We start from the raw sequence: 14,221 nt of genomic DNA on the forward strand, positions 1-14,221 counted from the left end.
GAGAGTTGGCTCGGGTCTACCGGGCGTTGAGTGCGCCGGGGCCGTCGAGCGGCTGGTTGTCTGCTCGCATCCCCTCTTCGAGCCGGTTCGTAAACGGTGACAATGCCGGGTCGGCCGGGCCGACCGGGAGTGTTTGTCCGTCCTCGCGCATCACTTGCAGCAGATGCGCGGCCATCACCCGCACCAGCGTCGACCGATGCGGCAGCAGCAGGTCGGCTAGGTCGTCGAGATCCCGATCCGGTTCCGGCGTCCGCGCCCACGGGTACCTCCACCGCTGGACTGCGTCGACCAGGTTGTCCGGATATGTGGCGGCGCTGGGTGTTTCCAGCTCGGCCGCGTCGTTCTCCGGGGGGATCTTCTCGTACAACGCTTCGGTCAGCACCAGCTCGGTGATCGACTGACGAGCGTTGTTGAGCAGTCCCACTGTTGTCGGGTAGTCCGGCTCGTGCCCGTGCTCGGACTTCCATCGCTGGAGCGTCAGCAGCTGCGCCCCCGGAATTCGTCGGTCGATCTCTGTACAGATCGCCGCCGCTTCCCCGTTCAGGAACCGCCGTGTCTGCTCGGGGGTCCATTCCGGCGGCAGGCCGATGTGGTCGCGCCAGGTTTGTTCGACGAGCGCGTGTATCTGCTGTGTCATGCGAGCCCTCCTCGATCGGTTGCATTGATGGTGGCACGGAGTCGAACAGCTCGGAGCGTTCCTCGCCGAGATTATCGTTATTGGTTTTCATTTTCGACTCCTTTCGTGTGCTGGAATCAGGTCGACATCGGCCTTTCGCTGGTGTTGGGCCTATTCGTCGTCGAACCAGCCGGGCGGAACGGGTTCGGAAGGGTAAGGCGGGAGGTCGTGGTGACGGGTGGTACAGCGGTACATGGGACCGTTATCGGCATCGCAGAGCACACGCAGGTGGGGGTCGGCGTGGTGGAGCCACCAGGTGCTCATCGCGTCGGCGGTGCCGCTCGCGCGGGCGGCTTCCCAGGTGAGCCAAAGAGCCGTGAGGCGGACGGCTACTTGGGGGTGTCGCCACCATTCGGGGCACCACACGCGGCCACTGCCGCCACCGGCGGCGGCTCGTTTGCCGGCCAGGGTGGGCAGGAGCCAGCGTTCGACGAAGGCACCGACACTGCGGAAGTGGGGTTTCGGCGCTGCGGGGGCGGTCATGGGGCGGCCTTCTTCGCTGGGTCGGCGGGGCCGTAGCGACGCAGTGATTCTCGGATGGAGTCGGCGAAGATCGTTGTGCTCCAGTGGGTTTTCTCGACCATGACGGGCGGGTTGCCGGAGGTCCAGATGACGGCGCGGTCTTTGGGTAGGGCCGAGAGTGCGGCGATCGACAGGATCGGTTCGCGTGACCATGATTGGGACGTCGAGTTGCCGCCGCGGCCTCGGGATTTCGACCAGCGGCTGACGTCGTGGTCGTCGGCGAGGGCGGACAGGTCGGCGAGGTAGGTGCGGTCGCGGATGCCGCCGCCGTAGTAGTGGACGTTGGATTGTTCGGCGAGTTGTTTGAGGGATTCGGGGCTCCACACCTCGGCTCCCTGGGCCGGAGATTGCAGGAAGGTCAGGACGACGACGCCTTGGGATCCCAGGTGGGAGTAGAGCTTCGGCAGTTCGCGCAGGCGGCAGACGTTGGCCGCTTCATCGAGGATCGCGACCATCGGTGTCGGTAGCCGCCCGCCTGCTTGGGTGCGGGCGAGGGTGAGGGCTTCGTCGAGGATACGACCGACCAGTGCGGTGGTGAGGCCGGTGGCTGAGGCGGGGCCTTCCATCGATAGTGCGAACAGGGTGTCGGTCGAGGTGACGAAGGCGCGGGGGTCGAATTCGGGCAGGTTTCGGTTGGCGGGGGCGGACCAGTCGGCGAGTTCGGTGGTGTCGCCGTCGAATACGGTGCGGATCGGTGGGACGACGGTGGCGGCGATCGTTGGGTCCGTGAAGACGTTCAGGTTGCGGCGGGCCATGTCGTAGAGACCGTCGCGTTGGCGGGGGTTGAGTGCTTGTGCGGTGGCGAGTTTGGTGGCGGCGAAGCTGTCTCGGGCGGTGGCGAGTTGGCGGTGGGCGGTGGTGTCGTCGGCGTCGGAGAGCCAGGCGAGGGTGTGGATGAGGTCGCCGCCGCCGGAGGCGGCTGCCCAAAGGTAGAGGGCGAGCAGTTCGGCGGAGCCGCCGGAGAAGTAGGCGTCGACGCGGGCGTTGTCCTCGGTGGCTGCGGAGACGAAGTATCCGGCCAGGGTGCGGGCGTCGGCGAGGCTGTCGACTCCGGTGAGGGGGTTCCACCACCAGTCCTGGTGCGGGTTACCGGTGATTCCCTGGAGGTCGGATTCCCATATGCGGCCTGCGGTTTCGCGGACGCCGCGGCAGTGGTCGCGCAGGTCTCGTTTGTTGGATGTGGCGATGGCCGGTCCGGGTGCGGCGCACAGGGCCGGGATGGCCAGGCACGCGGTCTTGCCGGTGCGTGGTCCAGCGAAGCAGACTCCGACGTCTTCCCATCCCATGAACACCGGGACACCGCCGCGCAGGGTGCGGCCCAGTTCGATGCCGATGTCCGTGGTGGCGGCGATGGGTGTGCCGGGGCGCAGTCGCTGGGCACGCTCGCGGGCGGCTGAGCCGGTGACCTCGCTCAGATGCCGAGGTGCGGTCATCAGCCGAGCCTGGGCGTCCAGGCGGGTACGCGGAACGCGGGACCAGCGACCGCGCAGTTTGGTTGTCTCGCCGAGAACTGCGAAGAATGCCGCTTCCCCGAGCACGGTGAGCGCCGAGGCGTGGATCGGCCAGCGCAGGTGCCCCAGGGCCAGTTCACCGGCGGCGGCGATCGGGTTGGCCGGGATCTGCTGGTCGATCCCGGCCATGCGGTCCCCGAGCAGCCAGGCCCCGTAGGCGATACCGATCGCTGTGGCGAGGACGGCCAGGGCCAGAACGACGCGGAGGGAGTCGTCGAGGTGGTGGCGCGAATCGTGGTCGCTCATCGCAGGTCTCGTCTCTCGCCGCTACGCGCTGAGCCCGGCGTCGGCGGCCAGGTCCTGAGACACACCTGGGTCGGGTTCGACGACTCCCGAAATCTTTTGCCCAGTAGCGGGTTTCGATGCTCCGGTGGGATGGGCGGCCTGGATCAGTCCCCGAATCAGTGCGTCGCCGTCGAGAACGGTGGGTTCGTCGCCGATTTCGGAATCGACGGTGGTGAGGTCGATCGGTGGGGCGGGTTGGGTCGGGTCGGTTGTTGGTTCTGTGGTGGTGAACGGGTTTCGCAGGGTGGCGGGGTCGATTCCGGTTTCGGCGAGCAGGCGTGCGTCAAGTTCTCGTGCGGTTTCAGGGTTTTCGTCGGCGTGGGCCTGCGCCCACGCCCATTGGCCGACGAGTTGTTCTTGCGCGGCGTGGGTCGATCGGGTCGCTTCGAGTTCGACTGCCAGGTCGGTGGCCGCAGCTCGGTCGGCGGCACGCCACTGTGCGTGGAGTCGTCGTTGCGCGCGTTCGGCCAGGCGCTGCGCGCGTTCGGCGCGCTGCTCGGCTCGATCGCGAGTGCGTTCGGCCTGAGTATGAGCGCGTTCGGCTTCCCGCGTGCGAGCCTCGGTTAATGCGGCGGCTGTGGTGGCCGCTTCACGGACCTTGTGCCCGAGTTGAGTTATCTCTCGCCGGACCTGGTCGAGTTCGTCGTGGTCGTTCATCGCACACCGCCTTCGGTCGCGGCGGAAGTGTGCTGCGAAGACTCGGCCGAGTCGCCCGGCATGTTCTGGTCCGTCGGTGAGGTGTTGTCTTCGGTCGCGGCGATGAATTCCGGCAGGTCGGTGCAGGATCGCCAGCCGGGTTCGAGACACCATGTGACGGCCGGGTTGTCGTCTGCGGCAACCGGTTCCACGGTGAGGGCGACGCGTGCTCGTTCGGCGGTTCCGGTCAGCAGATCGGTGTGGATTCCTGGTGTGTTCAGATGCAAGGTGAGTCGGGCGGCGCCGATGCCGGCGAGTGTGCGGGCTCGTCCGGCGAGCCAGGTCGCACGATGCGCCGCGGAGAGTTCGGCGGTGGCTTGGTCGCCGTGATACCACCAGTCGTCGATGGTGAGGTTGTTGTACCAGAGCACCCCACGTGGCCCGCAGACCGCGAAGCTCTGCCGCGTGCTGTTGCCCGCCGCCCACAATCGCAGGTGGGGACCGTTGTCAGCCTGGGCGATGGCGGCGCGGCGGGCGGCGTGGGTGGTGGCGCGGAGGTGGTCGAAGTCGATGCCGAGCTGGTCGCGCAGTTCATGTTTGACCCGTGGCCACAACTGCGGTCCGCTGAGTCCGTGCAGCACGGCCCATCCGTAGAGGTGCCCGTGTTCGGTGAGCGTGCGCAGGCGTTCGGCGTGGGTGGCCACGGCGTTCCTGGCCTGTTCCCACAGTGGGTCCTGATCGATGTCGGGCGTCGGCTTGGTCATCTCGGGAACCTCCTTGGTCTGAATTCGGTGGCTGATGCGGTTTTTCGCTCCTTCGTTCAGGCGAGGGGAACTCGACGTATGTCCAGGCGTTCGCCTGCCGTGACCCATTGGTCGAGTCGCGCGTAGCCGACAGGGACACCGAAAGTCGGTGCGTGCAGGATGATGTCGGCACCGTCGCGCTGCCCGGCGTAGATGGCGACGTGATGGGAGTCGCCGCTGCCCGGTGTGGTGAAGAAGATCAGGTCGCCCGGTTGACGTGCGTCGAAGGCGATCGGGGTGAGGTGCGGGTCGTCCTGCTGGGATTGGGTGTAGTGCGGCAGCGTGATGCGCCCGCCGGTGGCACCGTGGACGGCGTGCAGGACGAGCCCGGAGCAGTCGAATCCGCCATTGGTGGGTCCAGAGGGGTCGCCACCGCCCCAGACATAGGGCCAGTCGATCCAGCGCGCAGCGAGTTCGACGACGCGGGCACCGGGACCGACAGGCCCCTCGGTCAGGCAGCGGGCGACCGTGCCGCCGACAACGGGGGCCAGCACAGCGAGAAGGGTTCGGACCATGTGGTGGGTCGGCGCGTAGGCATCGGGAACGGCGGATTTCTCGATCGCCTGGGCGATGGCCTCGGGGGCCATGGCATGCCAGCCGGGAAGTTTGTCGAGCTGGTCGTAGAACCAGGTGGCTTGCTGAGCGGGATCCATCAGCTGTGCCATGCCCATGGCGCCCCAGACCGAGGCACGCAACTGCCAGGGGCCGACCGAGTCGTAGTCGGAGCCGACGGCATCGTGGTCGTAGCGCAGGGATTCGGGGACGTTGATATTGGCGTAGTTGCGGAATCCGCTCTCGGCGGCAGCGGCCATCATCGCCGCGGTGATCCCGTGCTCATCGATACCGCGCTGATGACCGATGCTGATGGCCAGCCGGGCAATCGCGACCTGCGCCGGGGAATAGCCGTCGACGGCCGGTAGCGGCCCGGAAGCGGTTGCCCCGCAGGCACGGTCGCTCAATGGCAGGACGACAAGTACGAGCAGCAACGGCAGAATCAGCACCATTGCTGTCGCCCCGAGGATCACCTGGAGAACACCTGATCGTTTCATCGTGTACTCGCGGTTGGCTCGGAAGTATCTGTAGGAGGTGAGAATTCAGCGTCCAAGATCTCGACGGGTTCACGCCCTGTGGCGAACGTGGTGAACCGTGAGTTGGTGTCACCGAAGGCTTCTCGCTCGATATCGGTGAGGGCGAGTTGGAACGGTATGCCGGGACGTCGGTCCTCACCGATCTTGAGCAGGAACTTCCCTGTGCCCGGCGGGGTGGAGAGCCCTCCACCGGGCGTGGTGAGGTCGCCGGTCAGCGCGGCGGGTGAGGACCAGGAGGTGACCATCTGCTGCTCGGTGGCGGTGAACGGCACCCGCGAGTCCAGGCGGGCGATCTCGTCGGCGGGCAACGCGCCGAAGACCTTGGCGCGGGCGCGTTCGAGGAATCCGAGGGCCTTTCCGGCGTTGGGGCCGAGGCTGTCGAGGTCTTTGATGGTGTGGGAGATCATGATCAGCGCGGTGGCCAGGCCGCGCTGGAGGCGAGTGAGTTCGTCGACGCGGTCGACCATGAACTCCCCCATGCCCAGGACCTGCCAGAGTTCGTCCATGACTGCCTGGAAGTAGCGTTGGCGGACCAAACCGGCGTCGGCTAGCGCGTTGTGAGCCTCGATGGCGGCGAATCCTGCTGCCCAGCAGGCGATCATGACCGCGGCCTTGAGCTTCATGTCGCCGGAGCGGATGTGGGAGACGTCGACGCAGATCGCGGGCGCGTCGAGATCGATGCGAGTGGTGGTGTGCCCGTTGAAGATGCGCCCGAACGGCCCCTGGGTGAGGGCACGGAGGGATCGCCGCAGCGGCAGGATCGCCGCCTGGTACGCGGCCGGGTTGTCGGCGGCGACGTCGAGCTGGAGTTCGTCACCGCCGCGCACGATGACCGCCACCAAGTCGTCGATCAGCGGCGGAGTGCGATCGGTGAACCCCTGCCCACCGTCAGGTTTCGGCGCATAGAGCAAGCGGACGGCGGTGGCGAGGATGGTTTCTTCGTAGTCGGCGACCTTCGCGCCGCGAACCAGCTCGATCAGCGCGGAGATCAGGGCGGCTTGGCGCGCGTGCCATTCGTGGCGCATCGCGGAGGCATCGTCGCCCCGGCCTGCTTGTTCGAGGGTGAGAACAGCGGCGGCCAGTGCGCCACCGTCGAGGGGGTTGAGTTGCCCGTAGCCGTGGCCCAGGTCGACGACCTGGCCGCCGACAGACTCGACCAGCCGACGGTAGTCCGGCTTCACATCGGCCAGGATCAGTGCCGTCACGCCCTGGGCGATGCCGCCGATCACGATGCGCCGCACCAGTGATGACTTGCCGAATCCATTGAGTCCCAGTACGAACAGGCTCGGGGCCGAGAGCAGGCGGGCGCGGGCGAACCAGTTGAGCGGGTCGAAGCACACCGGCGCTCCAGTACGCAGGTGCGAACCGAGCGGTGTACCGATCACCGGTGCCCCGGCACCGACCGACCACGGCCACAGTCCGACGATCTGCGCGGTGGTCCCGCGAACCTCGACCGGCCGACCTACCGCGGCACAGCGGCCACCGTCGGCCCTCGCGTAGCCGGTGGTGGTGGATCGCATTGCGGGGCGGTCGAATCCGTCGGAACGGATCGCGCCGGTCAACGGGCTTGCCGGGCTGTTGTCAGGTGTTGCGCGTCGGCCCCGGCGAGCGGAGAGTTCGTCTCTCTGGTTTCGTTCATGTTTGGGCATGGGTCAGCCCTCCAGGAACTTCGGCACGTTGGCGTGTTCGGGCAGCAGGACCCCGACTCCGAGCGAGGCGGCGAAGGCGGCGGCCTGGTAGCGATAGGAGCGCCGGATCCGTAGTCGGCATTGCACCGCAAGGTCTTTCGTCAGTGCCTCGATCCGGGGCAGGTCGGCATCGGCCGGACTGGTGACAGTGACCAGCAGGCCGTAGCGGGAGACGCCGTGTCCTCTGGCTTGTTCGATACGGGCCTGTTCGGTGGCCGCGACACGGATGACCGATGCGGCCGAGGTGATTCCGCCGCGCTGGTTCTGCGTGGCGACCAAGGCGTCGCGGAAGTCGTTGTCGGCGATCTTCGTTGCTTCGGCGGCCGAATGCGGCCGGTAGACGACCGCCACGCGTTTGCGAGGCAATTCCGCGTTGGGTTCCAGCAGCCGGGCCAGGACACGTTCGGTGACCACTCCTTGCGGGGCGGCATCCATCTCCCAGGTGACCGAGACCGCGCCCATGTGCCGGTAGTGGTCGCGGCGTTCGTCGTGTTCGATCGGACCGGCATCGGCCCACTCCAACCCATGCCCTGCCGGGTCTGCCACCGCGGCTTCCAGATCGGGTTGGGAGGAGGGGTCGAAACTGCGGCGCACGAAGGCGACGACCTCCGCCGCGGTCATCGGTCGGGCGCGCACACCGGCTTCTTCCAGCGCGGCCACGATCCCCGTCAGTCGCCGCGCGACCTCAAGTGTCTGTTCGGCGGGGTCTCTGCGTCGACCGGGCGTGGTGGCGCGAAGGGTGATCGCCAGACGCGCTTCGAGACGCACATGCTGGGCCGGGAGCCCGGTTCCCAATGCCCGCAGCACATCCCGTGCGACCGGCGGCGCGTCCGGGATGGTGAGCGTTTCAACCTCGCCGAGCAGCCGGTTGCCGGTTTCGGGCACGGTGTCCAGAACGGGGACGATGGCGGCGATGTCGGGCTGTCCACCTATGTCGGCGAGAAATCCGCCCCAAGCGGCGACCCACCTGTCCACGACCGGTTGGTCTATCGCTTCGGCACCTTGGGGCCAGCAAGCCAAGATGATCGTGTACTCGTGCAGGCGCGGAGCATGGATCATCCCGAACGGCCACCCGGCGACATCGCGGCCTTCATAGAGTCGGGTCGAGGTCAACAGCCCCGGCAGTTGACAGGCACCACCCGGCACCGCCGAGAACGCGCCGCCCCGATAGAGGGTTTCGCGACGTCGCCGACCCCGTATCCATCGCGTGAGCAGGATGCACCGCTCATAGCCCGAGCGGCCGTTCACACGGATCACCAGCGGACCGGCGACCAGCGCCCCGGCGACGAACATGATTGCCGAGACAGGGAATCCGGCGACGAGGTGAGTGATCATCGCCGCGACCACCACGATCCCGGCTGCGACCATGCCGGGCCAAGACAGGCCGAGCAGGCCCTCCGATCGCGGGATCGTGCCCGCGCTGTAGGTGCGTTCGGGTTCGATCGGTGTCTGTGTCGTCATTGCAGCCCCTCCTCACGTCGTTGTGAAAATGACTGATTGCCTGGCGATTTCGCCGATTTCAGACTGGAATGTCACCGCCGGGGCGGGGTGGCGGTGCGGGAATCGTCGGTCTGGTGGTGGCCGCGCCGGGTTGTGCTGTTGTCGCCGAGGCCGACCTCGTCCCCGAGTTCTTGCTGTCGGTGCGCGTACCCGCGGGTGCGGCTCCCACCGGTGTGGCCGCTTGGCCGGTCGAGTTGCCACCTCCGGTCGATGTCGACCGCTGCGAGGTCCCGTGTGGGGTGCCGCCGCTGGTGGCCGACTGTGTCGCGGCGTGTCCAGTGGCGGATCCGCCGGAACCGGTGCGGGATCCGGCGCGCGCGGCGGTGGCCGACGCGCCGCGGGCGATCAGTGTCTTGCCGCCGGAGGCGACGGCGGACCCTGCGGCGAGCATTGCCCCGGCCGCCGCCGCACCCGAGCCTCCGGAACCGGCGGCAGCTACGAGCGGTGACACCAATCTCATCAGCGCGGGAAGGACGAAAACCGTGCAGCACAACAGGACCAGTCCGACCAGGCGACGTTGCGCGGTGTCGGCGTCCATCGGCGCGGACGCATCCATTCCGGGGCCGGTGTCGATGGTCGAGAACGCCACCATGTAAACCAGCGCGGCGATCGGCTTCCACAGCAGGAACGCAACTACCCACGCCCACAACCGATCATGTGCCTGCTTCCCCGACCCCAGCCCCGACCCCGCAGCCGCCAGCGGCAGCAGGCTCATCGCGACGACGAGCAATGCCTGCCGCAGGATGGCCATGACCGCCATCGCGAGGGCGCCGAGGATGCCGACGCAGGCCAGGATCAGCACCAAGCCGGGCGAGAACGCCGTATAGGCGGAGGTCTGTACGAGAAACTCCGCCATGCCCTTGGCGTTCCCATGGGTGGCATCGCGAATCACCCACGCGGAGAAGGAATCCCCAGCACGGGCGGCGGCGAACACGATCGCACCGGCAGTCCACACCGCGAAAACCGACCGGGCCAGCACCCGCACCATCTCGCCTGCCTCCTCGGCATGGGCGTGATGGCGGGCGATGGCGATCCGGACCGCACCCACCATGACCGAGGCCGCCAGTAGGTAGACCTGAATATCATTGGTGTACTGGCTGATTCGCTGCCACAGACTCTGCTCGTCGAGCAGTTTGGCATTGGGGATCTTGGTCCACCACACCAGCGCCATGGTCAGTGCCTGCCCCAACCCCGACAGCAGCGACTCGACCACAGACCCGAATGTGGTATCCCATGCCTTGTCCTTCACTGCCGCGACTGCCTGGTCGGGATGGGTGATGACGTTGCCGCCCTTGCAGGCGATCGAGACTTCATCGCCGAGAATCCCGCCGATGACCGGTATCTCGCTGATGGAGTCGTGCATCTGATTGCAGGTCTGGTCGAATCCGAAAGAGCCCGGATCGGCCGACACCGCACCCGAACTCGTCCCGAACAACACCGCAGTAATCAGGAGTCCGACGTACACCGCGCGTCGCGTCCATCTGCGAGACAACGGCTTGGGCGAGAACGTCCCGGCTACCACGGTGTCCACCCGAGGATCGAGGTGATTTCGCGGGTGCCGCCGATCTCTGTGCCGGGCAGCAGGTTCCAGTCGCGACCGGTCCACACGGCCGCGTATCGCGCGGCGGTCCAGGTCTGGATTTGGGTCGGGGTGCCGGTTTTCGCGCGGGTCGCGATCATCAGCACGCAGAGATCCGGTGACCACGACACGATCTGATAGGCGTCGGGCGCGGTGATCCAGCGGGTGATCTGCTCGGGTTGACGCATCGGCAGCCTCCCGGCGGCCACGCGCTCGTGGTACCGGTTCAGGTCTTCGGGGCTGTAGTTCACGCGGGCGACCACGGCCGGATCGGCAGGACGTGCACCCAACTGGTGCGAGATATATACCGCCGCGAGTGCTGCACCGCGAGGAGTGTGTGCGAACCCCGCGGCCATCCCGTTGCTGATGTGGGTGGGGCCGTCGGAGGTGGAGAACGGCACCGAGACCCCGTATACGCGTTGCCAGCCACCGCGTCCGGTCGTCCCCAAGGGCGGGGCGCTCAGCCACAGCGGGTCGAGTTCGCTTACCGGGGAGGCGGTTTGGGGCAGCGGTCGCCCGGCTGCGGCGGCGGGGATATCGACGCGACGACCGTAGACATCGGTGACCGGGGTGCCGAACCCGTCCCCCACCGGGACATCCGGACTCGGGATCACCGATTGTGGTGGGTCAGCGGAGATATCGCGCGACGCTGCGTGCTTGTAGATGAGGGCGGCGATCAGCGCGGTGGTCAGCGCAAGCGCCGCGAGGGTGATCACGACGGTTTTGGAGCGGACGATTCTGCCGTGCGAGGTGTTCATCGGTTCTCCAATCTCACTGTGTCGTGCGGAATCTCGCGTATCGTTTCGACCGTGGGCTGTGTCGAGTCCGGGTGCGGCAGGTCCAGCAGCCAGTCCTCGCCCAGCCACACCACCCGGACATGAGTCGCGGCCAGAGAACTGTCGGGATAGCGGGTGTAGGCGGTGACCGCCGCGCGTGCCTTCGACAGGTAGGCGGTGACCCGGTAGCCGATAATTGTTGGCGCGGTGGCCTTCTCAGCGGGCTTGGTGATCGACACCAACGTTCGTGCCGCGATCCAGGCGTCTTTGCCCGGTCCCGGCGCGAGTTCGCTCGCGGCGATCGGTGACCAGGTCCGGTCGGGCGCGACCGACATCCGCACGGTGTGCACGATCGCCGCCAGCGCGGCACCGGCCGGCGTATCGGCGAATCCCGTCGCCGCCGTGGCGGAATGGGTGTGGGGACCTTGGTCGGCGATCGGAATGGCGATGCCCTGGTAGTCAATCCAGTGCAGCCCGGTCGGCGGCGCGGCGACATCTGTCCCGACAACGGGATCGTCGATGGCCTGACCGCACCCTGAAAGGGCGAGAACTCCCGCGAACAGCACGGCGACGATTCGGGGGTTCATGACGCGTTCCCGACGACTGTCGCGGCGATCGGGAGCGCGACCGAGCAGATCCCGGCGGCGATCAGCGTGACGACGATGGCGGTGCTGGTGTGTCGGCCCTGGATCTCCGGTTGCCGCCGCTCCATCCACAACTTCGCACCGCAGGCCACAATCGTGCCCAGCAGGATCAGTTCACAGCCCCACAGCAACCAGGACAGTAGCTGCGCGAGTGGGGCGGTCACCTCGCTCGGCAGCGACGCCGCGATGCGAAATACCTTGGTCGGCATGGCGATCACCCGCGCCTACGTGGCCAGGACCACGGTATTGATCAGGGCCGACGCCGACGTGGCGACGATGCCACCGATCAGGGCCGCCACCACGATCTTGGGCGACTCCAGCGCGCCACCGTTCCATTTCTCCCACGCGAATTTCCCACCCGCGTAGATGATTCCGGCGACACCGGCGAGCATCACACCCCACAGCAGCCACCGAACCAGAAGGATCAGTTTCTCCGATCCCGGTGGAGTATCCGCAGTGATCTGATCGATCGCCTCGAAACCGGCCAACACGATTGTGTGCATCACAACCCCCTTTCCTCGGTCCGCGCATCACTGTTCAACTGCTCGACCACCGCCGCCACCTCACGGCCGGCCCGCACGACATCCTTTGGGACCGTGCTCGATTCGTCCTCGACGCCACCGCGAGGCAGGGCATCGAGTGGTTGCTGGATGAACGGCTCGTGCCAGCCGATGCGCCACCAGCGATCGACCAGCGAGCTGTAGAGGGTCAAGTCACGGCGGATCACCGCCGAAGTACGCCCCGGCCGCGCCGCCACCGTGACCAAACCGACGACCCGGCTGGCACCGGCCAGTCCCGCATGGTGCTGGCGCAGCAGCGCATCGGCCGCCGCCAGACCGGCCACGGTTTCCCTGGCCACCAACACCACGAACCGCGCCTCCCCCGACATCGGCTTCGGCCACCAGCGCCCGCAATCGGCCGACCGCCGCCACAACCACGCCAACGTCGACACTCCCGCACCACCATGCGCACCCAGGAGCCAAAACCTCGGAACACCACCGGTCGCTGTCGCGATCGGGCAGGCACTCTCCCATATCGGTGCCCGCCGATCGGTCGGTGGAGCGACAACCGCCCGAGGCGGCAACCGGTGATGCAGCAGCCCTGCGGCCCTCACCGAGCACCATCCGAGCGAGCCGCCGCCAAGTCGTCGGCGATGGCGACCAGCCAATCGACAGTGGCCGACGCCGCGGTCACGCCCGCCGCGACTGGAGTGGTCCGATACGACAAATGCGCGGCAATCGTGTTGCCGAACTTCGACCAGGTCGCCAGATCCAGCAGATCCCTGTTGTCCACCACGTTCTGTTCGATGGCTGTGAATGCCTGCTGCACAAGGCGACTGACCGTCGCAGGCGGAACCAGCTCCGGCAACGCCGACACGATCTTCGTGCCGAGCACCGCCAGTCCGGCAGCCGGAGTCACCAGGCCGGCCCCCACCATCTCCGCGATATTCTCCGGTGCCAGCACAGTCCTCACGACCGTCGAGACCGCGTTCAACCCGATCGTCGCCACCTTGAACAACGCCCGCACCGCCGCATCCGGATCGAACGGAGTCCGCGGATCGGAGGCTTCAGCCATCCGCTGCGACAACGACTTCCGCGGATTCAGCGACAAACTCGCCAACGACGTCCCCGAAACGTCCTCGTCGACGACCGAGACCGCCGTCTTGAACGCGGTGAACGCCAACGCCTCCGACACCGACCGCAACGCCGCCAACGGATCCCGCAGATCCGACTGGCCGACGATATTGGCCACCACCCGAAGAATCGGCGCACCATCGGGCGCATCGCAGGCCAGATCACCAGCCGTACACCACGACACCACCCGCCCGGTCAACGAACCGAAATCCGCCGCCACATCACGCTGCGGCCCGATCCCACCTCCGGCCACCGTGGCCGCCGACATCGCCGGAAGCCCATGCACCGCGGCCCCACCGGTCCCCGGCGCGGGCTCGGGCCGATCACGGCCAGGTGCACCGGGAAACAAGGACGCACCTGGATTCCGCGTCGGATCGGCGAAAAGAGCCACCGCAGCGATCTTCTCGGCTGGAACCACACCCTGCCCTCGGCCGATCTCCTGAACGAACATCGACGCGACATGCGAGCCCTGTGAGTAGCCGACGACAGCGAACACCGTGCTCGGGCACCTGGCCGCCTCGTCGCGAACCAATTGCCTTGTCCGCTCGATACCGCCGGTCACCGACGCCGAATACGGAACGGCCGCACCGCCATCCACACCACCAAAGGAAGCCTGATAGGGCACATACGCCCGATCCGCCTTCCCGGCCGCGCGAATCATCAACGGCCCCAGCACCGCATCTCCGAGGAACCCGGAATCGGTGCGTGGATCAGCGTCCGGCGACGATTCGCCGGTGCCCTGCACCCCGACCACGAACAAGGGCATACAAGCCCGCGCGTCCGGCGCATGCGCCGAAGCCACCGCACCCACGCTCGAAACCGCAAGAGCCGATACCGCAACCGCCGACAACCCGCACAGAAACGGAACCCTTCGCCGGA

The 14,221-nt window shown here is 67.2% G+C and carries 15 protein-coding genes; all 15 read right to left on the reverse strand.

All coding sequences use genetic code 11. From position 1 onward, the window contains the following. Window positions 1–16 precede the first annotated feature (16 nt). The 15 genes from D5S18_RS36675 to D5S18_RS07955 all read right to left on the reverse strand — a co-directional run bounded on the left by D5S18_RS36675 (window position 17) and on the right by D5S18_RS07955 (window position 14,144). On the reverse strand, window positions 17–637 hold the full coding sequence (locus tag D5S18_RS36675) for a hypothetical protein (protein WP_120039170.1): 621 nt from the start codon (window positions 635–637) through the stop codon (window positions 17–19). A 150-nt stretch (window positions 638–787) separates the two neighbouring features. Beyond that, window positions 788–1,159 carry a DUF4913 domain-containing protein gene (locus tag D5S18_RS07890; protein WP_120039171.1) on the reverse strand — a complete coding sequence of 124 codons (372 nt, stop codon included), beginning with the start codon at window positions 1,157–1,159 and terminating at the stop codon, window positions 788–790. After that, entirely contained in the window at window positions 1,156–2,955 is a 1,800-nt protein-coding gene (locus tag D5S18_RS07895; RefSeq protein WP_120039172.1) for a type IV secretory system conjugative DNA transfer family protein, read from the reverse strand. Before D5S18_RS07895 ends, D5S18_RS07890 begins: the two co-directional genes overlap by 4 nt. 21 nt (window positions 2,956–2,976) lie before the next feature. Beyond that, window positions 2,977–3,651, reverse strand: coding sequence for a hypothetical protein (locus D5S18_RS34390; RefSeq protein ID WP_147403889.1), 675 nt, complete (start codon window positions 3,649–3,651; stop codon window positions 2,977–2,979). Further along, window positions 3,648–4,394, reverse strand: coding sequence for a hypothetical protein (locus D5S18_RS07905; protein WP_120039174.1), 747 nt, complete (start codon window positions 4,392–4,394; stop codon window positions 3,648–3,650). Before D5S18_RS07905 ends, D5S18_RS34390 begins: the two co-directional genes overlap by 4 nt. A gap of 56 nt (window positions 4,395–4,450) precedes the next feature. After that, window positions 4,451–5,482, reverse strand: a complete 1,032-nt coding sequence (locus tag D5S18_RS07910; protein WP_120039175.1) for a C40 family peptidase — start codon at window positions 5,480–5,482, stop codon at window positions 4,451–4,453. Beyond that, window positions 5,479–7,041, reverse strand: a complete 1,563-nt coding sequence (locus D5S18_RS07915) for a putative type IV secretion/conjugal transfer ATPase (protein WP_147403890.1) — start codon at window positions 7,039–7,041, stop codon at window positions 5,479–5,481. The genes D5S18_RS07910 and D5S18_RS07915 overlap by 4 nt, the downstream gene beginning before the upstream one ends. A gap of 132 nt (window positions 7,042–7,173) precedes the next feature. Further along, on the reverse strand, window positions 7,174–8,670 hold the full coding sequence (locus D5S18_RS07920) for an SCO6880 family protein (protein WP_120039177.1): 1,497 nt from the start codon (window positions 8,668–8,670) through the stop codon (window positions 7,174–7,176). 58 nt (window positions 8,671–8,728) lie between these two features. Beyond that, complete coding sequence (locus D5S18_RS07925; protein WP_147403891.1) at window positions 8,729–10,240, reverse strand: hypothetical protein; 1,512 nt, start codon at window positions 10,238–10,240, stop codon at window positions 8,729–8,731. Next, a complete protein-coding gene (locus D5S18_RS07930) occupies window positions 10,225–11,046 on the reverse strand; it encodes a DUF8175 domain-containg protein (RefSeq protein ID WP_120039179.1) in 822 nt (273 codons plus the stop codon). The genes D5S18_RS07925 and D5S18_RS07930 overlap by 16 nt, the downstream gene beginning before the upstream one ends. After that, window positions 11,043–11,651 (reverse strand): DUF8175 domain-containg protein, encoded by a 609-nt coding sequence (locus D5S18_RS07935; RefSeq protein ID WP_239003615.1) that lies wholly within the window; start codon window positions 11,649–11,651, stop codon window positions 11,043–11,045. Before D5S18_RS07935 ends, D5S18_RS07930 begins: the two co-directional genes overlap by 4 nt. Beyond that, on the reverse strand, window positions 11,648–11,917 hold the full coding sequence (locus D5S18_RS07940) for a hypothetical protein (protein ID WP_147403892.1): 270 nt from the start codon (window positions 11,915–11,917) through the stop codon (window positions 11,648–11,650). Before D5S18_RS07940 ends, D5S18_RS07935 begins: the two co-directional genes overlap by 4 nt. Before the next feature lie 15 nt (window positions 11,918–11,932). After that, window positions 11,933–12,211 carry a hypothetical protein gene (locus D5S18_RS07945; RefSeq protein ID WP_120039181.1) on the reverse strand — a complete coding sequence of 93 codons (279 nt, stop codon included), beginning with the start codon at window positions 12,209–12,211 and terminating at the stop codon, window positions 11,933–11,935. Beyond that, a complete protein-coding gene (locus D5S18_RS07950) occupies window positions 12,211–12,822 on the reverse strand; it encodes a DUF6668 family protein (RefSeq protein ID WP_345789703.1) in 612 nt (203 codons plus the stop codon). Before D5S18_RS07950 ends, D5S18_RS07945 begins: the two co-directional genes overlap by 1 nt. Continuing rightward, the gene (locus D5S18_RS07955; RefSeq protein ID WP_158607834.1) at window positions 12,819–14,144 is read right to left on the reverse strand and encodes a cutinase family protein; all 1,326 of its coding nucleotides are present in this window, start codon (window positions 14,142–14,144) and stop codon (window positions 12,819–12,821) included. Before D5S18_RS07955 ends, D5S18_RS07950 begins: the two co-directional genes overlap by 4 nt. Window positions 14,145–14,221: the final 77 nt, after the last annotated feature.

Origin of the sequence: Nocardia panacis (assembly GCF_003598715.1) — a bacterium.
Lineage (GTDB): Bacteria > Actinomycetota > Actinomycetes > Mycobacteriales > Mycobacteriaceae > Nocardia > Nocardia panacis.